This window comes from Mycobacterium sp. E802, from assembly GCF_001666875.1.
Taxonomy (GTDB): Bacteria; Actinomycetota; Actinomycetes; order Mycobacteriales; family Mycobacteriaceae; genus Mycobacterium.
Window position 1 is genome coordinate 1 of record NZ_LZJD01000032.1, and the last position, 21,387, is coordinate 21,387.

General features: G+C 66.6%; 22 protein-coding genes and 2 pseudogenes. 14 read left to right on the plus strand and 10 right to left on the minus strand.

Features of this window, described 5'->3' with window-relative positions:
* Both A5699_RS30235 and A5699_RS04690 read left to right on the plus strand, forming a co-directional pair.
* Positions 1-90, plus strand: a pseudogene (locus A5699_RS30235) (hypothetical protein); the annotation flags it as partial.
* A pseudogene (locus A5699_RS04690) lies at positions 81-293 on the plus strand (DNA polymerase III subunit gamma/tau); the annotation flags it as partial. The pseudogenes A5699_RS30235 and A5699_RS04690, both read left to right, overlap by 10 nt.
* 82 nt (positions 294-375) lie before the next feature.
* On the opposite strand, the gene A5699_RS04695 reads toward A5699_RS04690, so the two are convergent.
* Positions 376-1,689, minus strand: coding sequence for a class I SAM-dependent methyltransferase (locus A5699_RS04695; protein WP_067766116.1), 1,314 nt, complete (start codon positions 1,687-1,689; stop codon positions 376-378).
* 13 nt (positions 1,690-1,702) lie between these two features.
* Positions 1,703-3,094: an FAD-binding oxidoreductase gene (locus A5699_RS04700; RefSeq protein ID WP_067766119.1), complete on the minus strand. Its 1,392-nt coding sequence runs from the start codon at positions 3,092-3,094 to the stop codon at positions 1,703-1,705.
* 65 nt (positions 3,095-3,159) lie between these two features.
* Between A5699_RS04700 and A5699_RS04705 the strand changes: the two genes are divergently transcribed.
* On the plus strand, positions 3,160-3,600 hold the full coding sequence (locus A5699_RS04705; RefSeq protein WP_067766122.1) for an SRPBCC family protein: 441 nt from the start codon (positions 3,160-3,162) through the stop codon (positions 3,598-3,600).
* On the opposite strand, the gene A5699_RS04710 is transcribed toward A5699_RS04705, so the two are convergent.
* Positions 3,597-4,361 carry an Rv3717 family N-acetylmuramoyl-L-alanine amidase gene (locus tag A5699_RS04710; RefSeq protein ID WP_067766124.1) on the minus strand — a complete coding sequence of 255 codons (765 nt, stop codon included), beginning with the start codon at positions 4,359-4,361 and terminating at the stop codon, positions 3,597-3,599. The genes A5699_RS04705 and A5699_RS04710 overlap by 4 nt on opposite strands.
* Positions 4,362-4,464: 103 nt before the next feature.
* On the opposite strand from A5699_RS04710, the gene A5699_RS04715 reads away from it, so the two are divergent.
* Genes A5699_RS04715 through A5699_RS04725 form a run of 3 tightly spaced genes read left to right on the plus strand, consistent with a single transcriptional unit; the run spans position 4,465 to position 6,176 of the window.
* Entirely contained in the window at positions 4,465-4,797 is a 333-nt protein-coding gene (locus tag A5699_RS04715) for a YbaB/EbfC family nucleoid-associated protein (RefSeq protein WP_067766127.1), read from the plus strand.
* 12 nt (positions 4,798-4,809) lie between these two features.
* Entirely contained in the window at positions 4,810-5,421 is a 612-nt protein-coding gene (gene recR / locus A5699_RS04720; RefSeq protein ID WP_067766130.1) for a recombination mediator RecR, read from the plus strand.
* 35 nt (positions 5,422-5,456) lie between these two features.
* Positions 5,457-6,176, plus strand: coding sequence for an MBL fold metallo-hydrolase (locus tag A5699_RS04725; protein ID WP_067766134.1), 720 nt, complete (start codon positions 5,457-5,459; stop codon positions 6,174-6,176).
* 53 nt (positions 6,177-6,229) lie between these two features.
* Here A5699_RS04725 and A5699_RS04730 read toward each other — a convergent pair whose 3' ends face one another.
* The 3 genes from A5699_RS04730 to A5699_RS04740 all read right to left on the minus strand — a co-directional run bounded on the left by A5699_RS04730 (position 6,230) and on the right by A5699_RS04740 (position 10,222).
* Complete coding sequence (locus tag A5699_RS04730; protein ID WP_157561085.1) at positions 6,230-7,693, minus strand: hypothetical protein; 1,464 nt, start codon at positions 7,691-7,693, stop codon at positions 6,230-6,232.
* A gap of 574 nt (positions 7,694-8,267) precedes the next feature.
* Entirely contained in the window at positions 8,268-9,005 is a 738-nt protein-coding gene (locus A5699_RS04735) for a type 1 glutamine amidotransferase (protein WP_067766140.1), read from the minus strand.
* Positions 9,002-10,222 carry a Mur ligase family protein gene (locus tag A5699_RS04740; protein ID WP_067766143.1) on the minus strand — a complete coding sequence of 407 codons (1,221 nt, stop codon included), beginning with the start codon at positions 10,220-10,222 and terminating at the stop codon, positions 9,002-9,004. Before A5699_RS04740 ends, A5699_RS04735 begins: the two co-directional genes overlap by 4 nt.
* Positions 10,223-10,319: 97 nt before the next feature.
* Between A5699_RS04740 and A5699_RS04745 the strand changes: the two genes are divergently transcribed.
* A complete protein-coding gene (locus tag A5699_RS04745) occupies positions 10,320-11,309 on the plus strand; it encodes a DEDDh family exonuclease (protein WP_067766146.1) in 990 nt (329 codons plus the stop codon).
* 1 nt (position 11,310) lies between these two features.
* On the opposite strand, the gene A5699_RS04750 is transcribed toward A5699_RS04745, so the two are convergent.
* Together A5699_RS04750 and leuA are read right to left on the minus strand one after the other, a co-directional pair.
* The gene (locus A5699_RS04750) at positions 11,311-11,697 is read right to left on the minus strand and encodes an SHOCT domain-containing protein (RefSeq protein WP_067766149.1); all 387 of its coding nucleotides are present in this window, start codon (positions 11,695-11,697) and stop codon (positions 11,311-11,313) included.
* Between the two features lie 51 nt (positions 11,698-11,748).
* A complete protein-coding gene (gene leuA / locus A5699_RS04755; RefSeq protein ID WP_067766152.1) occupies positions 11,749-13,545 on the minus strand; it encodes a 2-isopropylmalate synthase in 1,797 nt (598 codons plus the stop codon).
* A 318-nt stretch (positions 13,546-13,863) separates the two neighbouring features.
* Between leuA and A5699_RS04760 the strand changes: the two genes are divergently transcribed.
* Positions 13,864-14,082, plus strand: coding sequence for a hypothetical protein (locus tag A5699_RS04760; protein WP_067766156.1), 219 nt, complete (start codon positions 13,864-13,866; stop codon positions 14,080-14,082).
* A gap of 7 nt (positions 14,083-14,089) precedes the next feature.
* Here the strand turns inward: A5699_RS04760 and mgtE are convergent, their stop codons facing one another.
* Both mgtE and A5699_RS04770 read right to left on the minus strand, forming a co-directional pair.
* On the minus strand, positions 14,090-15,394 hold the full coding sequence (gene mgtE / locus A5699_RS04765) for a magnesium transporter (RefSeq protein ID WP_067766159.1): 1,305 nt from the start codon (positions 15,392-15,394) through the stop codon (positions 14,090-14,092).
* A gap of 53 nt (positions 15,395-15,447) precedes the next feature.
* Positions 15,448-16,074 (minus strand): nitroreductase family protein, encoded by a 627-nt coding sequence (locus A5699_RS04770; RefSeq protein WP_067766162.1) that lies wholly within the window; start codon positions 16,072-16,074, stop codon positions 15,448-15,450.
* Positions 16,075-16,151: 77 nt separating this feature from the next.
* On the opposite strand from A5699_RS04770, the gene A5699_RS04775 reads away from it, so the two are divergent.
* From A5699_RS04775 to A5699_RS04800, 6 genes are all read left to right on the plus strand, one after another.
* Positions 16,152-17,417 (plus strand): aspartate kinase, encoded by a 1,266-nt coding sequence (locus A5699_RS04775; protein WP_067766164.1) that lies wholly within the window; start codon positions 16,152-16,154, stop codon positions 17,415-17,417.
* Between the two features lie 33 nt (positions 17,418-17,450).
* Positions 17,451-18,485, plus strand: coding sequence for an aspartate-semialdehyde dehydrogenase (locus tag A5699_RS04780; protein ID WP_067766182.1), 1,035 nt, complete (start codon positions 17,451-17,453; stop codon positions 18,483-18,485).
* Between the two features lie 62 nt (positions 18,486-18,547).
* Positions 18,548-19,609: a DUF4185 domain-containing protein gene (locus A5699_RS04785; RefSeq protein ID WP_231965584.1), complete on the plus strand. Its 1,062-nt coding sequence runs from the start codon at positions 18,548-18,550 to the stop codon at positions 19,607-19,609.
* A 166-nt stretch (positions 19,610-19,775) separates the two neighbouring features.
* On the plus strand, positions 19,776-20,240 hold the full coding sequence (locus tag A5699_RS04790; RefSeq protein ID WP_067766186.1) for a hypothetical protein: 465 nt from the start codon (positions 19,776-19,778) through the stop codon (positions 20,238-20,240).
* Positions 20,241-20,290: 50 nt separating this feature from the next.
* Positions 20,291-20,731, plus strand: a complete 441-nt coding sequence (locus A5699_RS04795) for a Fur family transcriptional regulator (protein WP_067766190.1) — start codon at positions 20,291-20,293, stop codon at positions 20,729-20,731.
* Between the two features lie 122 nt (positions 20,732-20,853).
* Complete coding sequence (locus tag A5699_RS04800) at positions 20,854-21,375, plus strand: hypothetical protein (protein ID WP_067766192.1); 522 nt, start codon at positions 20,854-20,856, stop codon at positions 21,373-21,375.
* Positions 21,376-21,387: the final 12 nt, after the last annotated feature.

Sequence of the window (21,387 nt, forward strand, 5' to 3'; positions counted from 1 at the left end):
CCGCCGCGATCGCGCTGCTCGGCATCTTCGCCTTCTATCTGGCCTTCGTCGCCGAGCTGCCGCCGCCACCGCCGAAGGCCGCCAAGCCCCCGCCACGGGTGCCCAGCCGGCCGGGCCGGGTGATCCCCGAACCCGAGCCGGAGCCGGAATCCCCACCGATGTCCCCAGAGGACGAGGAAGAGCAGATGCTCGCGGAGGCATCACAGAGTGAGGCCGGGCCTCGTCGCGATCCCGAGGAAGTCGCGCTCGAGCTGCTGCAGAACGAACTGGGCGCGCGAAAGATCGAGAGCTAGTCGGGCTTGGGCCGACTGTAGGCCGACGATGCCGCGGGTTGGTGCATGATGCCGACCGCAACCCGCGGCATAACGTCACTACCTAGGGCGTCCACCACGGCCGCAGCGGCAGCCCGCCGTCGTTGCCGCGATCGTCGAGTTTGACGGCCAGGACCTGGTGCAGCTGAACCACATTGGTCTCGAAGCCCAGCCGTGAGCCGGCCATGTACAGACCCCACACCTTCGCGGTGGGCAGGCCGACCTCGGCGACGGCGGAGTCCCAGTGCTCGACCAGGTTGGCGCACCAGTCGCGCAGTGTCATCGCGTAGTGGTTGCGCAGGTTCTCCTCGTGCAGCACCTCCAGGCCCACGTCCTGCACCTCGGTGATGATGCGTCCGGAGCCGGTCAACTCTCCGTCGGGAAACACGTAGCGGTCGATGAATCCGCCTGCGGCCGCGCCGGACCGGTTGTCGTGGCGGGTGATGCAGTGGTTGAGCAGCAGGGCGCCGGGACGCATCTTCGACTTGAGGAAACCGAAATACGACGGGTAGTTGTGCACGCCGATGTGCTCGGTCAGGCCGATCGAGGACACGGCGTCGAACCCGGTCTCGGTGATATCGCGGTAGTCGCCGTGGCGTACCTCGGCCAGGTCGCCCAGGCCCTCGGAGGCGATGGCATCCTGTGCCCACCGAGCCTGTTCTGCCGACAGCGTCACCCCGAGTGCCTTGACCCCATGGCGGGCCGCGTAGCGCACCATGCCGCCCCAGCCGCAACCGACGTCGAGCAGTCGGTCGCCCGGCTGTAGCCGCAGCTTCTCGAACACCAGCCGGTACTTGTTGTCCTGGGCGGTTTCCAGGCTGGCGTCCGCATCCGGATAGCACGCGCAGGTGTAGGTCATCGACGGCCCGAGCACCCATTCGTAGAAGGTGTTGGAGACGTCGTAGTGGTGATGGATAGCCTCGGCGTCACGGGACTTGCTGTGCCGCAAGCCTTCCATCATCCGGCGCCAGCGCGGCAGTGCCTCCTGTGGGGGCGGTGCGATGGGCTTGAGGTGTTCGATGCCGATCGACCGGACGATGTTGGCCAGCACGCGGGCCGGTGGACGTTTGAACGCCATCTTGTCGGCCAGCGCGCACAGCAGCGGGTACGGGTCACCCGGGTGCACCCCGTGCGGTTCGAGATCGCCGGACACATAGGCGCGGGCCAGCCCCAGGTCACCGGGCGCGGTGGCGAGATATGTGGTGCCGCGCGGGGTCTTGAGGTCCAGGCCCAGTGTGGCGTTTTCCGGGCCGGCCGAACTGCCGTCGTACGCAGTGAATTTCAGCGGTACCGAGCCCGAGGCGAAAATCTCCAGGATCTCGGCCAGGTTGAGTCGGTGATCGGTTGTGTGTGTCGAATGTTCTTTGAAGGTGGTCATCGCTGTTCTCCGTTCATCGGCGCAAGACGGCTTTCGAATACAGGTCAAACAGGCGGGAATCGGGGTCGTAGGATTTCTTGACGGTCTGGTACGTCTCGCCGCCGTACAGCTCGTCGAAATCCTCACGCGCATAGAAGGAATCGGAATACAACGATTTGTGTCCGTCGAGCTCACTGACCTTGGCCTCGATCAGCTTGTTGGTGTGGCCCTCCTCGGGGCCAACCGGTACCGACGACCAGAAGCCGACGTTGACGTAGGTGTGATGGGGACGCAGGGGATACAGGGGCCAGCCGGCCCGATTACGGTCGTCTGCGCGTAAGCGAAGGGGGCACAGCCAGATCGGTTCGATCGGTACGTTTTTCAGGAACCACGAAAGGAACGCCTCGCAACGCTCCAAGGGGACCTCGATGTCCTGCACCACCCGTTCGCGCGGCGGGCGGCCGTGACGCTTCTCGATCCGGTCGGCGATGTTGTACCGCTGGTCGTAGCCGACCAGCTTCCAGTAGAAGCTGCTGCGCCGCAGCCGGCGTGGCCAGAACCGCCGGATGGCGGGGTTCTGCGCACCGAAGGCGCGGGAACACCAGAACCAGTCGGTGTCCCAACGCCACAGGTAGTCGTGAATGGTCAGGCGATCGTGCTTTTCGCCGTGTGCATGCTGGATCGAACGGTAGTAGATGTCCTGACCGGTGTAATCGCTGACCGGGCCGGGCGTCGTCGTCTTGAAACCGACGCACAGGTAGCTCTCGTCGGCGCTGAACACCACACCGTCGAGGTAGTCGACCGGGTCACCGTCGAGTCCGCCGGTCTCGATGATCCGGTCCATGGCCGCGATCAGTTCGGCCAGCGAGTGGAATCGTAGGTGGCGCAAGGCGACAAACGGCGCGACCGGCTCCAGCTCGATCCGCAGCCGCGTCGAATAGCCAAGAGTGCCATAGGAATTGGGGAATGTCCGGAACAGATCGGCATGCTGCTCGGGTGATGCGGTGACGATCTCGCCTGCGCCGGTGAGGATGTCCATCTCCAGCACCGACTCGTGCGGCAGACCGTTGCGGAACGACGTCGACTCGATACCGAGACCGGTGACCGCGCCGCCGAGCGTGATGGTCTTGAGCTGCGGCACGACCAGTGGGGCCAGACCGTGCGGCAGTGTCGCAGCCACCAGGTCCTCGTACGTGCACATCCCGGCCACGTCGGCGGTTCGAGACCCGGCGTCGACGCCGATCACATTGGTCAGCCCTGAGACGTCGAGACCCTTGGTATTGCTGCGATCTCGGGCGCGGAACAGGTTCGACGTCGGCTTGGCAAGCCGCACCGTCGAATTGGGAGGTATGGCGCGGTAACTGTCCAGGAGCCGCTGTACACCTGCGGCGTGGGCAGCCTGTGCGTCAGTCGTAACAACAGACACACATATACGCTAGTCGGAGGTTGCCACCAATGCGACCGCAGACACGAGTTGAAGGAGTTTCAGCCATGGGACAGGTCAGTGCGGTCAGCACGGTTCTGATCAACGCCGAGCCGGCCGCTGTGTTCGCCGCGATCGCGGACTATCAGACCGTGCGCCCGAAGATCCTCTCCTCCCATTACCGCGACTACCAGGTGCTTGAGGGAGGTCAAGGCGCAGGCACCGTGGCCAGCTGGAAGCTTCAGGCCACCGAGTCCCGGGTCCGTGACATCAAGGCTTCGGTGGATGTGGCCGGACACACCGTGATCGAAAAGGACGCCAACTCCAGCCTGGTGACCAACTGGACCGTCGCACCCGCCGGCGCTGGATCATCGGTCAACCTGAAGACCAGTTGGACCGGCGCCGGGGGCATCAAGGGGTTCTTCGAGAAGACCTTCGCCCCGTTGGGTCTGCGCAAGATCCAGGACGAGGTGCTGGCCAATCTGAAGAAGGAAGTCGAAGGCGCTTAACGCGCCTGGCTCCCCAGGTAGGCTGCGACACCGCGGACGATGGCCTCGGCGTACTTCTGCCGGCCTTCCGGCGTCTTCATCAGCGACGAGTCCACCGGGTTCTTCATGTTGCCGCACTCCACGAGGATTGACGGGAACTGCGCCAGGTTGAGCCCGGCGATGTCCGAGCGGGCATCCAGACCGCCGGATCCGATGTAGGTGGCCGGTGGGATGCCCGACGCCGACAGCTGGTCCCGCATGGTCTGGGCGAACTGCACCGACGGCCCGGCCTGGACGTTGTTCAGCGGGGGCGACGAGTAGAGGACGTGGAAACCGCGGCCGTTGGCCGGGCCGCCGTCGGCGTGGATGGACACGATCGCATTCGGCCGCAGCGCGTTGGCCATCGAGGCACGTTCGTCGACGCACGGCCCCAACGCGTTGTCGTTGCCGCGCGACATCGCCGTGCGTACGCCCATCTGCGTGAGGAGGGCGCGGACCCGCAGAGTGGTGTCCCAGGTGAAGGTGTGTTCGGGGAATCCGTCGGCGGTGGAGGTGCCGCTGGCCTGGCAGTCCTTGGTGCCGCCACGTCCGGTGGGCACCTGCCGGCTGATCGAGCTGTCGTTGGCGCCGTTGTGGCCCGGGTCGAGGAACACGATCATGCCGGCGATGTTGGACGGAGCGGCGTTGGCGGGTGGGGCGACGACGACGGCTGCAGCGATGAACACGCTGCTGACCAGTGAGGCGCCGACACGCACGCAGGCTGGGACTCGCACGGGCGCCACGCTAGCCCGCGCGCCGACTAGGCTGAAGGTCCGAACCGCCGCCGACAGGCGAGAGCAACCAAGTCGAGACCAAGACGCAACCAACACGGCAAGGGGACCAGTCATGCAACCCGGAGGCACGCCCGATATGTCGGCCCTGCTGGCGCAGGCGCAGCAGGTACAACAGCAGCTCATGGAGGCGCAGGAGGCGCTGGCCAACTCCGAGGTGCACGGCCAGGCCGGTGGCGGCCTGGTGCAGGTCACGGTCAAGGGCAGTGGCGAGGTGGTGGCCGTCGCCATCGATCCCAAGGTCATCGATCCGTCCGATCCCGAGACCCTGCAGGATCTGATCGTCGGCGCCCTGGCCGATGCCTCCAATCAGGTGACCACGCTGGCGCAGAGCCGGTTGGGCCCGCTGGCCAGTGGCATGGGTGGCCTCGGGATCCCGGGGCTCTAGAAGTGTTCTGCAATGTTTGAAGGTCCGGTACAGGACCTGATCGACGAACTCGGCAAGCTGCCGGGGATCGGGCCCAAAAGCGCCCAGCGCATTGCGTTTCACCTGCTCAGCGTCGAACCGCCGGACATCGACCGGTTGACTGCGGTGCTCAACCGAATCCGCGACGGCGTCACGTTCTGCGCGGTGTGCGGCAACGTGTCCGACGAGGAACGTTGCCGCATCTGCAAGGACCCGCGCCGCGACGCCTCATTGGTATGCGTGGTCGAGGAGCCCAAGGACGTGCAGGCCGTCGAGCGCACCCGTGAGTTTCGCGGCCGCTATCACGTGCTGGGCGGGGCGCTGGATCCGCTGTCGGGCGTCGGCCCCGATCAGCTGCGCATACGTGAACTGCTCAACCGCATCGGTGAACGCGTCGACGGCGTCGACGTGGCCGAGGTGATCATCGCCACCGATCCGAACACCGAGGGCGAGGCGACCGCCACCTACCTGGTCCGGATGCTGCGCGACATCCCGGGGCTGACCGTCACCCGCATCGCCTCGGGACTGCCGATGGGCGGTGACCTTGAGTTCGCCGACGAGCTCACCCTGGGCCGGGCGCTGGCCGGCCGCCGCGCGATGGCCTGACTCGCGCTTTCCCGCCGACGGGATAGCGTCGAACCATGCCTGACCTACTCCAGATGACGGATTCGTTGTATCGCCTGCGCATCCCGGGCGGTCAGGCCCACCTCCTCAACAGTTATCTGTGGACCGAACCCGACGGCGTCACCCTGATCGACACCGGCTGGCCGGACAGTGCCGACCTGATCGCCGATGCGCTCACCGTTCTCGGCCTGCGGCGCATCCACGTGAAACGCATTGTGCTCACCCATTTTCACGAGGACCACTGCGGCGCCGCGGCCGAAATCGCCGACTGGTCCGATGTCGAAGTCATCGCCGGTGCAGCCGACGCGCCCTACGTACGCGGCGAGCAGACGGGCCCGCTGCCGGTACTCACCGAGTCCGAGCGGGCCTTGCGACCCGATTTCGACGTGCCGCCGCACGGACCCGCGTGCCGGGTGGATCGGGTAGTGACCGATGGCGATGTGCTGGACTTCGCTGGCGGTGCCCGGGTGATCGGCGTGCCCGGTCACACCCCGGGCAGCATTGCGCTTTATCTACCGGCCGCCGATGCGCTGTTGACCGGTGACGTGGTCGCCGAGTTCGACGGCCAGGTGATCCTCGGGGTGTTCAACGTCGACCGGTCGGAACTGGCGCGATCGGTGACGCGACTGGCCCAAACCGGGGCGCAGCGGGCCGGATTCGGCCATGGCGAGCCGATCCTCACCGATGCCGCTGCCCGCATCGGCGCGGCCGCCGACCCGTTCGCCGCAGTGCCGTGACGCACGTTGGGCCCCTTTGGCAAAGGGGCCCAACGGCTTTCGCCTGCTACCGCTCAGTCGTGGCTGGCGCGGCTCTTGCGGTGGGACTTGCTGCTGCTGGTGTGCTTCTTGCCGGCCGTGCTCGAACTGCCCGCACTGCCTGCACTGCTCGACTCGGCGCTCGAACCACTCGCCGCGGAGCCGGTGTCGGTGGCGTTCCTACCGGCGGTCGGGCTGAACTTCGTGCTGATCCGCTTCGCGGCGTCCCTGATGTCGTTGCGAAGGCTTTTCGGCGTGGTCCTGACCTTGATGCGCGACTTCTCGACCGTGGACGAATCATCGGCACTCGCAGCCGGTTCGGTGGTCGCGTCGGTGCTGTCATCGGTTGCTGCACCGGTGTCTTTCCCGGCGTCGGTTGCCGCGTCGTCAACCGTGGCCACAGTGTCAGTCGCGGAGCTTTCCGCGATGCCCTTCGTATCGGTCGTCGCGCCGGCGGCCGGAAGGCTGAGCGTGACGGTCCGTGCGGAGGTGCCGGTGCTCAGCGCGCTGACGGCCGACGTGCTCGACACGATGGATTTGGTTTCCGCCTTGGGCGCCAGCGAGTTCGGCTTGAGCAGGTCCGCGATGGCCCTCGGCAGATCGAGCGCCGAGGCGATGGGTCCGCTGCCGAGGAATCCGAAGTCCGAGATCGGCGACAACAGGCCTGGGGTAGGGAGGAACCCGAGGATCTTGCCTTCGCCGTTGAGGAATGCGTTCGTGAGGTGCGCCGGTGCGTTGATGACCGCGTTGGCAACGGCTTCGGGATCGCCCGCGTTGACTGCTTTCACCACTTCCTCGGTAGTGGCGGCCAATCCGTTCACCACGGAAAGCACGGGGTAGAGCGCGGGCAGCGCGACCGACGTGACGAGATCCGGCAGTGCCTCGATCACGTTCTGGATATTCTGCGTCGTCGTGCTGACCGCAGACCACGTGTTGTTGCCCAGGTCGATCAATCCCACGATTGCCGGCAGCAATTCGTTCGTCAGTCCGTCCATGCCCTTGACGATCTCGCCTTTGGCGATGAGGTCGCCGGCGGTTTGAAGGGCTTCGGGCAACGACTGCAAGGTGCTGTTGAGCAATGTGCCGTAAGTCTGGATCGCCTCGGCGACGACGGTCGCATTGCCGACCTGATTGCTGATCACGGTCTGAAGGATCGGGGCCGGATCGGCCGCCAACTGCTCGACGAGCGATTGCAGGTTGGTGCCGGCAGTCGTCAGCGTCTCGGCCCACGCATCCAGCGGATTGGTCAGGGCGTTCAGTGTCACGGCGGCCGACGAAATGGGCACGGCGGGCAGCTGGATGTCGGTCGGGGTGGGGGCGAGCGGGCTGACGGCGATGACTGCCGCTCCGGTCAAAGCGACACCGGCCGTCAAATACGAGCGAACGGCAGCTTCCATGAGGTTCTCCTTTGCTTGAAAACTCTGACAGGCCGGAAACTTACCTGAGAGTAATATAGACGTACCGCATAAGTGCACGTCAAAACCATAGTTTGTCCACATAATGAGATACCTGCGCCATTTTGAAGAGGCGATCTAGGTAGCTGTGGATCGGCGAGTCCACGCCGCAAGAGGCGCGTCAGCAAACAGGCTTAGCCATCGGCTAGTTGCGTTGGAAAGCACTCCGTCGCACGCGTCAGTCGAAATGTCAGCCTCGGCCGATAGTTAGCTTGTCTGGGTACATTTGGTCGATCCAATAGTCCATACCGGCCGGTAACTTCGTCCAACTGTGATGTAGGCCAGTTAGCTGGCTACATGTGACGGCAGCTACAACCACCCAAAAGGCGGGTTGACCTAACAGCAGCGGCGAACGCCAACCGGCAATCACAGCGTTTACACAGGTGCCGACTTTGTCGGCTTAGCGGACGCGTCGAAATGTTCTGTCGATCCGATACTCGGGGGCGTCGATCGCATCGTCTCGATGTGCTCGCCGGCCCATTCGAGGGTCACGATGGTCGAATCACGTTGTGGCATGGGGGATGAGTGGCATCCTCATCCCGACATCTGGGCGACAGTGACGCTATGGTCGTTGCCTGCTGGGAGAATGACCACAACGTCACTTTCGCCGCAGCGCGTTCTACACCCGGCGCGGAGCCGCGAGTCGCTCGCGACGGAGGAGCTCGACCTCGGGCAGCTGCAGCGGCGGCAATTCACCGACCACCTGCGAGAGCAGATGATCGGCCAGTTCCGGATTGCGCGCGAGGCACGGCCCATGCAGATAGGTGGCGACCACGCTGCCTTGCACCGCGCCGTCGTAGCCGTCGCCCAAGCGGTTTCCCGCACCCTTGGTGACGGCGGCCAGTGGCTTGGCGTCGGGGCCGAGAACCGTTCCACCACGGTGATTTTCGAAGCCGGTCAACGGTGCTGACAGGCCGGCGAGCAGTGGCTTCGAGGCCACCTCGCCGATGGTGCGGGTCTCTTGGGGTGAGGTCGTGACGTCGAGCAGGCCGACGCCCTCCACCCGCTCGCCGGCTGAGGTCTCATACCAGTGGCCGAGCACCTGGATGGCCGCGCAGATGGCCAACACCGGCGCACCCCGCGAAACCGCCCGTTGCAGGCCGGGATACCGGATCAGGTGTTTGGTGGCCAGGCGCTGCGCATAGTCCTCGGCCCCGCCGAGGGTGTACAGGTCCAGCGAGTCGGGTACCGGATCGGCCAGCGTGATCTCCACGATCTCGGCGTCAATTCCGCGTAGCCGCAACCGCTCTCGCAGTACCACCGCATTGCCGCTGTCGCCGTAGGTGCCCATCACGTCGGGCAGCACCAGCCCGATCTGCACTGGGGCCTTATTGCTCCTCGCGTGCGCGCCACTCATGAGATCCGCCGATTCAGTTGCAGGAACGCAGTGTAGTTGGCGATCACCTCGACGTGCCCGGGTGGGCAGCTCTCGATCGCGGCAACGGTGTCGTGCACCAGCGAGTGTTCGACACCGGCGTACCCGAGCCGCACGGCCAGATCCGTGCCGCGCTCCCCGGCCGCCACCACCTGGGTGTCATCGAAATGTTCGAACCGGACGTCCCACAACCACGACAGATCTTCGCCGTCGGGTACCTGACCGTTGACCGAGATGACCACCCCGGCACCGTGCTTGTCGACCATGGACAACGCTTCCTGCCATCCGGCGGGGTTCTTGGCCAACAGGATTCGGGCGGTGTGCGAGCCGATCTGCACCGTGCGGTAGCGGCCGGCAACCTCGTCGACCCCGGACACCGCGGCCACCGCACGAACCGGATCCGCCCCGAGCGCGACGGCAGCCGCGACGGCCTGGGTGGCGTTGCCGCGGTTGACGGCCCCCGGTAATGCCAGCGTCATCGGCAGCACCAGACCGTCCGGGCCGTAGATGTGGGTGTCGTCGAACCACCATTGCGGGCTGGGGCGCTTGAAGTCGCTGCCCGTCGAGTACCAGTCGCGTCCCTCACGCACGATGATCTCGCCCGAGCGCGGACAGCTCACCGAGTCACCGGCCCAGCTGCCACCGGCGGCCACCCACACCACGTTGGGGCTGTCGTAGGCGGCGGAGGTCATCAGCACGTCATCGCAGTTGGCCACGATGACCGCGTCGCGATGACGGGCCAGCCCGCCGCGCAACGTGCGTTCGATGTGGTTGATCTCGCCAACCCGGTCCAGCTGATCGCGGGACAGGTTGAGCAGCACGATCACCGACGGTGACACCGCGTCGCTGACGTGCGGGACGTGCATCTCGTCGACCTCGAGCGCGGCCAACGAGGCGTGACGCGCCGCGGCCAGCGCCGCCACCAGGCCGGCGTCCATGTTGGCGCCTTCGGAGTTGCTGGCCACCTCACCGAGCGTGGCCAGTGCAGCCGCGGTCATCCGGGTGGTGGTCGACTTGCCGTTGGTGCCGGTCACCACGACGCTGCGACGGCCCTGGCCCAGTTGACGCAGGATCGAGCGGTCCAGCGTCATCGCCACCAGACCACCGATCATCGCGCCCGCGCCGCGGCCGGTGACCCGCGACGCCCAGCGTGCGGTTGCTCCGGCGGCCAGCGCGGCACGCCCACGAAGGGTCAGCATTCCGGCGATTTTAGGTGCACGACACGCAGTCGCGCCGGGCGAGGCGACGCGGCGCGTCAATCGGACTCTGTCGGGCTCACGTGCCATCCTGACGAACATGAGCAGCGCGTGGGGCAGACCGGCGGACGAGCCGGGCGCGGGCTGGGCCGTCGTCGACGTGGAGACATCCGGGTTCCGGCCTGGGCAGGCACGCATCGTCAGCGTCGCCGCGCTGGCGGTCGGGGATGACGGCAATGTCGAGCGCAGCGTCGCCACCTTGCTGAACCCGGGGGTGGATCCCGGGCCCACGCACGTACACGGACTGACCGCCGAGATGTTGGAAGGGCAGCCGACCTTCGGCGACGTCGTGGCGGAGCTGAGCGACGTCCTGCGGGGACGCACGTTGGTCGCCCACAACGTGGGTTTCGACTACAGCTTCCTGACCGCCGAGGCCGAGCTGGTGGGGGCCGAGCTGCCGATCGACAGCGTGATGTGCACGGTCGAGCTGGCCCGTCGGTTGGCCCTGGGGACCGAGAACCTGCGTCTGGAGACGTTGGCCACACATTGGGGTGTGAGCCAGATGAAGCCCCACGATGCCCTCGATGATGCGCTGGTGCTGGCGCAGATCCTCAAACCCACCTTGGCTCGGGCCCGCGACCGTAAGGTCTGGCTGCCGCTACGGGAGGTGGGCCGTCGGTACTGGCCCAACGGCCACGTCACCCACGAGGAATTGCGCCCGTTGAAGGTGGTGGCGTCGCGGCTGCCCTGTACGTACGCCAACCCGGGCGTCTACGTGGCCGGCCGGCCGCTGGTGCAGGGGATGCGGGTGGCGCTGTCGGCGGAGGTGGCCCGCACCCATGAGGAACTCGTCGAGCGCATCCTGCATGCCGGCCTGGCGTACACCGATCTGGTGGATCAGCAGACCTCGCTGGTGCTGTGCAACGAACCCGCACCCGATCAGGGCAAGGGTTATCAGGCCGCTGAGTTGGGGGTGCCGCTGCTCGATGACGAGACGTTCATGGACCTGTTGGCCCATGTCGTCGGTGGAACCGACATCGAGCAGTTCTGCGACACCCCCGTCGAGAGCGATCAGTACACGCTTTTCTGACTCAGCTCAGCGCCTTGGCCTTCAGCCCGTCGAACTCGGCCTGGGTGATCGTGCCGGCATCGAGCAGGGCCTTGGCGTCGGCGATCTCCTGAGCCGGTGACCGACCCGCCGCCTGGCGGATGTAGTCGTCGGTCTCCCGCTTGGCCGCCACCGCGGCCGCCTGCGCGCGCTCGGACATGCCCTTGCCACGCGCGATGAGGTACACCAGCGCGGTCAGCCACGGGAACACGATCAGGAAGACCACCCAGACGGCTTTGACCCAGCCGGAGGTCTTGTGATCACGCCAGAACAGGTCCGACAGGATCTGGAAGAGGACCAGTAGGTACGCGATCCAGGCGAAGATGATCAGGAAATGCCACAGGAAATCCCACGTTGAGCCCCAGTCCATGGAGCGCTCCTTGCCTTTGACGTCAGGCGCAGTGATCTACGCCGACGTCAGCTAAGCACGCGCGGCGCGATTGACGGCAGACACGACCGCGCGAAGTGATGCAGTTGTGATCGACGTGGCGATGCCGACGCCCCAGACGGTCCGCCCGCCGATCGAGGCCTCGACGTAGGCCGCGGCCTGGGCTTCCTCGCCCGAGGACATGGCGTGCTCGGAGTAATCGAGCACGTTGATGTCGTAACCGATCGCGCCCAACGCGTCGACGAAAGCCGCCAGCGGACCGTTGCCAGCCCCGACGATCTCGCGTTCGACACCGTCGATCTTCACGATCGCGGTGATGGTGTCGGTGCCACCGTCGACCTCGGAGGCCACCACCTTCTGGCGGATGCGCTCCAGCGGGGTGATCGGGGCCAGGTACTCCTCGGAGAACGCGTCCCAGATCTCCTTGGGCGACACCTCGCCGCCCTCGCCGTCGGTGATCGCCTGGATCGCCTGGCTGAACTCGATCTGCAGCCGCCGCGGCAGCACCAGGCCATGGTCGGCCTTCATGATGTAGGCGACGCCGCCCTTGCCGGACTGCGAGTTGACCCGGATCACGGCCTCGTAGGTGCGGCCGACGTCCTTGGGGTCGATGGGCAGGTAGGGAACTTGCCACAGGATGTCGTCCATGTCGGCGTCGGCGGCATCCGCATCCACCTTCATCTGGTCCAGGCCCTTGTTGATGGCATCCTGGTGGCTGCCGGAGAACGCGGTATAGACCAGGTCACCGCCGTAGGGGTGACGTTCGTGCACGGGCAGCTGGTTGCAGTACTCAACCGTGCGACGGATCTCGTCGATGTTGGAGAAGTCGATCTGCGGATCGACCCCCCGGCTGAACATGTTCAGCCCCAATGTCACCAGGCAGACGTTGCCGGTGCGCTCACCGTTGCCGAACAGGCAGCCCTCGATCCGGTCGGCGCCGGCCTGGTAGCCCAATTCGGCTGCGGCAACACCGGTTCCGCGGTCGTTGTGGGGGTGCAGGCTCAGGATGATCGAATCCCGCGGGGCCAGATGCCGGTTCATCCATTCGATCGAATCGGCATAGACGTTCGGGGTGGCCATCTCGACGGTGGCCGGCAGGTTGACGATCAGCGGCCACTCGGGGGTGGGCTTGACGATATCTGCGACGGCGTTGCACACCTCGACGGCGTACTCCAGCTCGGTGCCGGTGTAGGACTCGGGGGAGTACTCGAAGCGCCACCGGGTCTGCGGGTACTTCTTGGCCTCCTCGACGCACATCGTGGCGCCGTCGGTGGCGATCTTCTTGACCGCGTCACGGTCGGCGCGGAACACCACGCGGCGCTGCAGGATCGACGTCGAGTTGTAGAAGTGCACGATCACCTGCGGGGCGCCGGCGCAGGCCTCGAAGGTGCGCTCGATCAGCTCGGGCCGGCACTGGGTCAGCACCTGGATGGTGACGTCGTCCGGGATCGCGCCGTCGGTGATGATCTCGCGGACGAAGTCGTAGTCGGTCTGCGACGCCGACGGGAAGCCGACCTCGATCTCCTTGTAGCCCATCCGGACCAGCAGGTCGAACATGCGGCGCTTGCGCGCCGGGCTCATCGGGTCGATCAGGGCCTGGTTACCGTCGCGCAGGTCCACCGCGCACCACTGGGGTGCGGTGTCGATGACGCGATCGGGCCAGGTGCGGTCGGGCAGGCGCACATCTTCGACCTCTTCGGCGAAGCTGCGGTACCGGCTGACCGGCATCGATGAACCGCGTTGGGTGTTCCAGGCCGGTTGACCGGGGTTGGGGGCACCGGACGGTGTGGTGATGGTGCGGGCGGACGTAAAGGCGTCTGGGCTGGTCATGATGTTGCTCCGGGAGTTGATGGGGGACCCGACCGGCGCATCGCAAAAACCCGCGACGGGAAGCCGGTCTGATCAGACCCCGTCGCGGCGTCCGAGAAGGAGCACCCGCTGCACCCGGCCAACTGTACTCCGCGTCGGACCCAGGCCAAAACGCGCGGATGACGTGCGCTTCCCCTGATCGGGGGAACGCATCTTCACCAGCCTCATCCTCCGGTCGCCGGACAGATTTGTCGGCGCCCGGGCCGCACTCTTGTCTCAGAGGCCGAACAGGCCGACGAGAAAATCCAAACACCAACTGAGACAAAAGGATTCACGATCATGATGAACATCACCAAGGCTCTGGTACTGCCCGTTCTGTCCGCCGGCATCCTCGGCGCCGCCGCGCTCGGCCTGGCCGGCACGGCCGCCGCGCAGGGCCCGACCGGCTCGGGAAACCAGTACAGCCCCGACACCTACGCCACCCCGGCCCCCGGCATGAAGCCCGGCTGGCACTACCACCACGGCCCGCAGCGCCAGCTGATCATCGAGAAGCAGTGATCGGGGCCTACAACCCCGCCAACTGCGGCAGGGTCAGATGCGCGATCCAGAAATAAATCATCAGGCCGGTGCCGTCGACGATCGTCGCGATCATCGGTGCCGACACCACCGCTGGGTCCACCTTCACCTTCTTCAAGGCCAGCGGCAGCACCGAGGACACCAGCGACGCCCACATCACGATCGCCGCGACCGTCAGGCAGACCGTCAACGTGACCTCGGGCCCCACGCCCAACGTCCAGGCCCGCACCATCGCCGCGGCGGCCATCGCAATCGCGATCAGCGCACCCGTCGACATCTCCTTGGTGACGATCGCCGGCACATCGCGGAACCGGATCTGGCCGGTGCCCATCGCACGGACGAGCGTGGTGGTGATCTGGGTGCCGGTGTTGCCACCGGTCCCGATCAGCAGCGGGATGAAAAACGCCAGTGCGACAACGGCTTCCATCTCTTCCTCGAACGCCCGCAGCACCGTGCCCGTGTAGGCCTCGGCCGCGAAGAGCACCAGCAGCCAGACGATGCGCTTGCGCCACAACAGCCACGGCGACGCACGCAGGTAAGGCACGTCGAGCGGTTCCGAACCGCCCTGACGCTCGGCGTCCTCGGTCGCCTCCTCCTCCACGATCTCCACCGCATCGTCCTCGGTGAGGATGCCCAGCAGCCGGCCTTCGGTGTCGATGACCGGAAGCTCATCGAGCCTGTGGTCGAAGAGGATCATGGCCGCGTCTTCGGCGTCGCTCAACGGGAGGACGGTGACGACGTCGTCGACCAGGTCGGCGACCGGCCGGTCGGCGGCGGTCAGCACCAGGTTGCGCAGGCGCACCGCGCCGAGCAGGACCTTGTCGGCCTCGACGACGTAGACGTAGGCCCCGGCCGAGTCATTCGGCCGCTCGAGCGCGTGCGCCCGGATCTGGTCGACGGCCTGCGCCACGGTGGCCGTCGGGGAAACGGTCAGCACATCGGGCTGCATATGGGCGGCGACGGAATCCTCGGGCCAGGAGAGCAGCCCTCGCAACACCCGGGCCCGGTCGGCGGGCATGGCGCCCAGCAGGCCGTCGCGCCTGTCATCGTCGAGGTGGCGCAGAATCTCGGCTGCATGAGGCGCCGCCAGCGCGGCCAGCAGGCGCACGCCCGTCGTCGCGGGCACCGATCGAAGGACCTTCGCGGCCAGGTCCGCATCGATGGCCGCCAGAAGGTCAGTGCCCGGATCGACGCCGGTATCGAGCAACTCGGCGAGCTGGCGCCGGTCCGCCGACGACAACCCGGCGACCTGGCTCAGGTCGATGGCAGCCTTGCCGACTTCGGTACTGCTCATGGTTCTCCTTTACGGCCCGGGACGTGGCGTCCACACACCTAGCGGTCGGAGGTTTACGCAGTATGAGCAGGAGATGGCCAGAAAGACGCCGACGCGCCCCATTGCCCGCTGAATGCGATTTGATCCAGCGGTAACCGTTCCCGGGGCCGGCTGTCCCGTTCGACGATCGCCTCGTCGGCGTGGGAGTAGTCGCCCAGCGCGCCGACCGCGACGATGGCCAACGGCCGCACTCCGTCCGGGATGCCGAAGGCCACCCGGGTGCCGTCGACGTCGAAACCGGCCATCGGATGGACGATCAGTCCGCGGGACACCGCTTCGACGGTCAGCTGCGCGATGGCTGCGCCGGCGTCGACCGCGGCGTACAACGCCGTCCTCTCGTCGTCCCCTTCGTCCGCGCACACCAGAATCAGCGCCGAGGCCGCGTGCGCGTAGGTGTTGCCGCGTTTGAGCAGGCTCGTCAATGTGGTGAATGTCTCGTCTCCGCGGCGGCCGATCAGGAACCGCACCGGCTGACGGTGCCCCCAGCTCGCGGCCCACCGCGCCGCTTCCAGTAAAGCGGTCAGCTGGTCAGCGGTAATGCCGGCATCAGGGTCGAAAGCGCGGGGACTCCAGCGCGCCGCGAGGTCGGGATGAATCGGCACACTGGTGGCGGCCAACCGGGCGTCAGGCACGTCAGCCAAGCTACCGGCGAAAAAAATCGCGTGCGCCTCTCCCTTATCCTTGGTTGGACTCAACACCCGCCCCGGAAGGTTGGACAGTGGCGCTCGTCGTACAGAAGTACGGCGGATCTTCGGTATCGGATGCCGATCGGATCCGTCGCGTGGCCGAGCGCATCGTCGAGACGAAGAAGGCCGGCAACGACGTTGTCGTCGTGGTCTCCGCGATGGGCGACACCACTGACGACCTGCTCGATCTGGCCCGCCAGGTCTCCCCGGCCCCGCCGGCGCGTGAGATGGACATGCTGCTGACCGCCGGTGAGCGCATCTCCAACGCCCTGGTCGCGATGGCCATCGAGTCGCTCGGCGCGCAGGCCCGCTCGTTCACCGGGTCGCAGGCCGGCATCGTCACCACCGGCACCCACGGCAACGCCAAGATCATCGACGTCACCCCCGGTCGCCTGCGCGACGCGCTCGACGAGGGCGTCATCGTGCTGGTCGCCGGGTTCCAGGGCGTCAGCCAGGACAGCAAGGACGTCACCACCATGGGCCGCGGCGGCTCGGACACCACCGCCGTCGCGCTGGCCGCAGCGCTCAAGGCCGACGTCTGCGAGATCTACACCGACGTCGACGGCATCTTCACCGCCGACCCGCGCATCGTGCCCAACGCCCGCCACCTCGACACCGTCACGTTCGAGGAAATGCTGGAAATGGCGGCGTGCGGGGCCAAGGTGCTCATGCTGCGCTGCGTCGAATACGCCCGCCGGTACAACGTTCCGATTCACGTGCGGTCGTCGTACTCGGACAAACCCGGCACCATCGTCAAAGGATCGATCGAGGACATCCCCATGGAAGACGCCCTTCTGACCGGAGTAGCCCACGACCGCGGGGAGGCCAAGGTCACCGTGGTGGGCGTGCCCGACGTACCCGGCTACGCCGCTCGGGTGTTCCGCGCCGTCGCCGACGCCGACGTGAACATCGACATGGTGCTGCAGAACATCTCCAAGGTGGAGGACGGCAAGACCGACATCACCTTCACCTGCCCCATGGACAACGGACCGGGCGCGGTGCAGAAGCTGACCTCGCTGCAGGACGAGATCGGCTTCAGCCAGGTGCTGTACGACGATCACATCGGCAAGGTCTCGTTGGTCGGTGCGGGTATGCGCAGCCATCCCGGCGTCACCGCAAAGTTCTGCGAGTCGCTGGCCGAGGCCGGAGTCAACATCGATCTGATCTCCACCTCCGAGATCCGCATCTCGGTGCTGGTCAAGGACACGGACCTGGACACCGCTGTGTCCGCACTGCACGAGGCCTTCGGTCTTGGTGGCGATGACCAGGCGGTCGTCTACGGCGGGACAGGGCGATAGACGTGGGGCGAGCGAAGCGACGGGGTAAATAGCATGGTTTCGATCGGTGTAGTCGGTGCCACCGGCCAGGTCGGCCAGGTCATGCGCACCCTGCTGGAACAACGGAACTTCCCCGCTGACTCGGTGCGGTTCTTCGCCTCGGCCCGGTCCGAGGGCAAGAAGCTGACGTTCCGCGGCCAGGAGATCGAGGTCGAGAACAGCGAGACCGCCGACCCGTCCGGTCTGGACATTGCGTTGTTCTCCGCGGGCGCGACGATGTCGCGCGTGCAGGCGCCGCGGTTCGCCGCGGCCGGCGCCGTCGTCGTCGACAACTCGTCGGCCTGGCGCAAGGACCCCGACGTCCCGTTGATCGTCAGCGAGGTGAACTTCACGCGCGACGCCGGGCGTCGACCGAAGGGCATCATCGCCAACCCGAACTGCACCACCATGGCCGCGATGCCGGTGCTGCGGCCGTTGCACGAGGAAGCCGGCCTGACCCGACTGATCGTGTCGAGCTACCAGGCCGTGTCGGGCAGTGGCCTGGCCGGCGTCGAGGAGCTCGCCTCTCAGACGCGCGCCGTGATCGACGGGGCCGAGCAGCTGGTGCACGACGGTTCGGCGGTCGATTACCCCGCGCCGGTGAAATACGTTGCGCCCATTGCCTTCAACGTGGTGCCACTGGCCGGCTCACTGGTCGACGACGGCTCCGGCGAGACCGACGAGGACCAGAAGCTGCGCAACGAGAGCCGCAAGATCCTTGGCATCCCCGAGCTCGCGGTGAGCGGTACCTGTGTGCGCGTCCCGGTGTTCACCGGGCACTCACTGTCGATCAATGCCGAGTTCGCCCAACCGCTTTCGGTTGGGCGTGCCCAAGAGCTGTTGGCTGCGGCCCCCGGCGTGAAGCTGGTCGACGTGCCGACCCCGTTGGCCGCTGCCGGTGCCGACGAGTCCCTCGTCGGCCGGATTCGTCAGGATCCGGGCGTGCCGGAGGGGCGTGGGCTGGCCCTGTTCGTGTCCGGTGACAACCTGCGAAAAGGTGCGGCGCTGAACACGATTCAAATCGCTGAGCTGCTGGCCGCCGAACTCTAGACCCCTTGCGCCGAAACCGCATTCCAACAGGCGTTCTCTCGGTTTTTCTCTGCTGGAATGTCATTTGGGCGGTGCCTGAGGCGGCTGCCGACGCCGGGGTGTCGCCGTTGGCTCCCGGACAGGTGCTGCGGATCGGGCCGAGCGCCGGAACCGGTACTCCCACTCGCGATTACGGTATCGGCGCCACCGACCTGTGTGAGTTCATGGAGTTCCCCAGCCGCGTGCTGCAGGTCTGCGGGGACAGCTTCGCCGGCCAAGCCGTCGGCTTCGGCGGCTGGTATTCACCGGTGGCCCTGCACGTCGATGCCGATTCGATCGACGACCCGGCCGGGGTGCGGTACCGGGGCGTCAGCGGGGTGGACAAACCACTGCTGGCCGATGCGGCCCCGCCCGGTTCCTCCCAGTTGCCTGCCGGTGTGGTGTCGATCAACCGCGAGAACTACATGTTGGTGACGACCACCTACAACCTCAAGCCGTACAGTTCCCGGCTGGTGAAAGCCGATGCAGCCCGGCCCAATTGGCCGACGGTGCCCGGTTCGGTGCGGGAGGCGAAGTTTGCCGGTGGCGCCCAGTCGCAGATCACCGGGTACTACGACCCGATCCCGGCCCCGGACTCTCCGAGTGGATGGGTCTATATCGTGGCGAACAACTTCGACCGCAGCAGCCCGCCATTCCTGTACCGATCCACACCGCAGAGGTTCACCGATCGGGCCGGCTGGCAGGGCTGGTCGGCCACCGGCGGGTGGGGCAAGCCTCCGACGGCGTTGTTCCCCGACCGGGTGGGGGAGATGAGCATCCGGCAGATCGACGGCAAGCCCGTGCTGTCGTATTTCAACGCCACCACCGGGAACATGGAAGTGCGGGTCGCCTACGACCCGACCGGCCTGGGCGCGGCGCCGGTGACCACGGTGGTGTTCGCCAGTGCCTGGCCGGACCCGGTCGAATCCCTGCCCCCGCCGGAGATCAACCAGTTGGCCCAGCCCTACGGCGGCTACATCTCACCGGGGTCCACGCTCGATTACGTGCGGGTCTTCGTCAGCCAGTGGAACACCATGGCCCGCGGCGGCTCGCCATATCGGGTGATCCAATACGCGGTGAATCCGTTCAAGCCGTGGGAGCTGTAGCTCGCTTTCCCGTCACACCTCTGCGCCGGTTTCTACCGCACGGCTGTGGTTTTTGCCCGGGAGCGACCATGGTGCAGAAAACGGCGACCGGTGTCCCGGGGCTTTCATAGCCGATTCATAGTCAATTCTTGATCGGCACCTCAGCAGCGCTTGCATGCTCGTAGGTATGACTGACACACCCCCTCCGCCCGATCCTGCGACCGAGCCGGTGGGCGCAGCCGAACCGGTCGCGGTCACGCCGGCACCGGTGGCGGCCCAACCTGTCGAGAAAAAATCCAGCCGTCTGTTCCAGGCACTTGCCTGGGTGGGCATCGCCGCCGGCATCGTCTTCATCGTCGCTGTGGTCTTCAGCATCGGCTTCTGTCTCGGTGCCCACTCCGACGGCCATCACCACCGCGGCGGCCACGATCGCGGCGGGATGATGACGTTCCACCACGGCGGACCCGGCGGTGGACCGGGGCAGATGGGACCGGGACGTCACATGATGCCGCCGTTCGGCCCCGGAGGTCCCGGAGGACCCGGCGCGTTCGGCCCCGGAGGACCCGGCGGCCCCGGTTGGGGGCCTGGCCCGGGTAACGGATCGGAGCGTCCTGAGACGCCGCCCACTCCGACCCCGCCGGCGCGACCATAATCACACCCTGCTCTTTTGGATTGACTCCAAAAAGTGCGCATACTGGAACCGTGACCACGGTGCATGAACACGATCCCAAGGCCCTGTTGCGGGCCGCAGGGTTGCGCGTGACGGCGCCGCGGGTCACGGTTCTCCAGGTTCTGGCCGATCACCCGCACTCGACTGCAGACGATGTGGCCGGTCTGGCCCGCGAAACCCTCGGTTCGGTCTCCACCCAGGCCATCTATGACGTGCTGCGGGCCTGCGTGAACGCGGGTCTGGTGCGTCGTATCGAACCTGCCGGCTCCTCTGCCCGCTATGAGACCCGCGCCGGCGACAATCACCACCACCTGGTGTGCCGGGTGTGTGGCACCGTGGCCGACGTGGACTGCGCCGTCGGCGACACCCCCTGCCTCGAGCCTTCTGATCTCGCCGGCTTCGCGGTCGACGAGGCCGAGGTGGTGTTCTGGGGCATCTGCGCCGATTGCCAGGGTGCCTCCGTCCCCAACTAGACAACTCTGCAGCCCCCAGACGCCCCGGTCACTTCCCCTTGGTGACCGGGGCGCCCGGCATTTCGACCCGGTGTGCCCAAGCCCTGGGCGCGTCATGGGGAAACGTGAGATTCTCGCTAACCATGACCCGCAAACGGCTTCTGGTCGCCGCGCTGCTCGCAGTGGCGGCGCTGACGGCCGGATGCGGTATGGGTGGAAAAGCCCCAGAGCGCAGCGCGGCCATGGTCTTCTCGGTCGGCGATTGCGTCAGCGTCCCGGCCACCACGCCGGCCGCGCCCGCGGTGTCGCGCGCCGCCAAGGTGTCCTGCGGAGTCGACCCGAGTTACACCGTCGGAGCCATCGCCGACGCCACCGGCGCCTGCCCGAGCGCCGAATATCAGCATCTACCGGCCGACGGCGCCGATCCGTCGACCGCGCGGCTGTGTCTGGTGCCGAACCTGGTCGCCGATCATTGCTATGAACTGGGCCTGCCGGCGGGGCTGGTCGAACTGGCCAACTGTTCCGAGCGCGGTGCCGGGGTCCTGGTCCAGGTGACCCGCCGGCTCGACGTGCGCGACGGGTCGGCCTGTTCTGCCGAGACGGGCCACCACGCCTGGCCGTACCCGTCACCGGCCCGCACCTACTGCACGCGGACGGTGTACTGACTGGCATGATCG

Coding starts and splice junctions, on each gene's coding strand:
- A5699_RS04695 (WP_067766116.1), bottom strand. CDS start 1,689: ATGACCACCTTCAAAGAACATTCGACACACACAACCGATCACCGACTC.
- A5699_RS04705 (WP_067766122.1), top strand. CDS start 3,160: ATGGGACAGGTCAGTGCGGTCAGCACGGTTCTGATCAACGCCGAGCCG.
- A5699_RS04715 (WP_067766127.1), top strand. CDS start 4,465: ATGCAACCCGGAGGCACGCCCGATATGTCGGCCCTGCTGGCGCAGGCG.
- recR (WP_067766130.1), top strand. CDS start 4,810: ATGTTTGAAGGTCCGGTACAGGACCTGATCGACGAACTCGGCAAGCTG.
- A5699_RS04725 (WP_067766134.1), top strand. CDS start 5,457: ATGCCTGACCTACTCCAGATGACGGATTCGTTGTATCGCCTGCGCATC.
- A5699_RS04730 (WP_157561085.1), bottom strand. CDS start 7,693: ATGTGGACAAACTATGGTTTTGACGTGCACTTATGCGGTACGTCTATA.
- A5699_RS04735 (WP_067766140.1), bottom strand. CDS start 9,005: ATGAGTGGCGCGCACGCGAGGAGCAATAAGGCCCCAGTGCAGATCGGG.
- A5699_RS04740 (WP_067766143.1), bottom strand. CDS start 10,222: ATGCTGACCCTTCGTGGGCGTGCCGCGCTGGCCGCCGGAGCAACCGCA.
- A5699_RS04745 (WP_067766146.1), top strand. CDS start 10,320: ATGAGCAGCGCGTGGGGCAGACCGGCGGACGAGCCGGGCGCGGGCTGG.
- A5699_RS04750 (WP_067766149.1), bottom strand. CDS start 11,697: ATGGACTGGGGCTCAACGTGGGATTTCCTGTGGCATTTCCTGATCATC.
- leuA (WP_067766152.1), bottom strand. CDS start 13,545: ATGACCAGCCCAGACGCCTTTACGTCCGCCCGCACCATCACCACACCG.
- A5699_RS04760 (WP_067766156.1), top strand. CDS start 13,864: ATGATGAACATCACCAAGGCTCTGGTACTGCCCGTTCTGTCCGCCGGC.
- mgtE (WP_067766159.1), bottom strand. CDS start 15,394: ATGAGCAGTACCGAAGTCGGCAAGGCTGCCATCGACCTGAGCCAGGTC.
- A5699_RS04780 (WP_067766182.1), top strand. CDS start 17,451: ATGGTTTCGATCGGTGTAGTCGGTGCCACCGGCCAGGTCGGCCAGGTC.
- A5699_RS04790 (WP_067766186.1), top strand. CDS start 19,776: ATGACTGACACACCCCCTCCGCCCGATCCTGCGACCGAGCCGGTGGGC.
- A5699_RS04800 (WP_067766192.1), top strand. CDS start 20,854: ATGACCCGCAAACGGCTTCTGGTCGCCGCGCTGCTCGCAGTGGCGGCG.